Source organism: Pseudomonas sp. EL_65y_Pfl2_R96 (assembly GCF_963970905.1).
GTDB lineage: Bacteria > Pseudomonadota > Gammaproteobacteria > Pseudomonadales > Pseudomonadaceae > Aquipseudomonas.
This window is the reverse complement of the sequence record NZ_CAXAQH010000265.1, coordinates 1-492: the sequence shown is the minus strand read 5'-3', so window position 1 is coordinate 492 and position 492 is coordinate 1. Positions and strand designations below refer to the sequence as shown.

Sequence of the window (492 nt, the reverse complement as noted above, 5' to 3'; positions counted from 1 at the left end):
TGGCATGGCCGACGAGTACCCCATGAACTGATCGAAATATTCTTTTTGGGTTGCTGCGGCTTTTGCGTTGTTTTTCCAATCCGCGAGCGCCGCAGCCATCTCGGACGCGCAAAGAGCGCCAGTAGGATCAGCTGGGACAGTCACGACTCCAACTGACAAGCACTGCGAAGCAGAAAGCCCCCATGGCTCCATGTTGCCTTCGTACTGCTCGATCCGAAGCGGGGCCATTCCGGCCGGTCGGGCGATGTTGCATGGAGAGGAGCCAGCGCCGTCGTAGCACGCGGCAGTCGTTTCAGCGAAGGGATACCAAGTGCTGGCCATGGTGATCATGGTCTGCACGAAGTTATGGCCAACCGACATAGTGCCCGTGCCAGCGGTCCCGGCGTTTATGTTGGCGCCCGAAGGAAAGCCGCCAACGTAGGCGCGGAATGTGAAGTTACACACTACGGCGCCGGGGCATCCAGTCGATGAGACGCTTGTCACATCGTACAA

1 protein-coding gene is annotated in these 492 nt (G+C 58.7%); it reads right to left on the bottom strand.

Annotated elements, in window-relative coordinates; translation table 11 throughout:
- Nucleotides 1-360 (bottom strand): hypothetical protein (locus tag AACY49_RS30550; protein ID WP_339528008.1); only part of this gene is annotated, 360 nt, incomplete at its 3' end.
- Nucleotides 361-492: the final 132 nt, after the last annotated feature.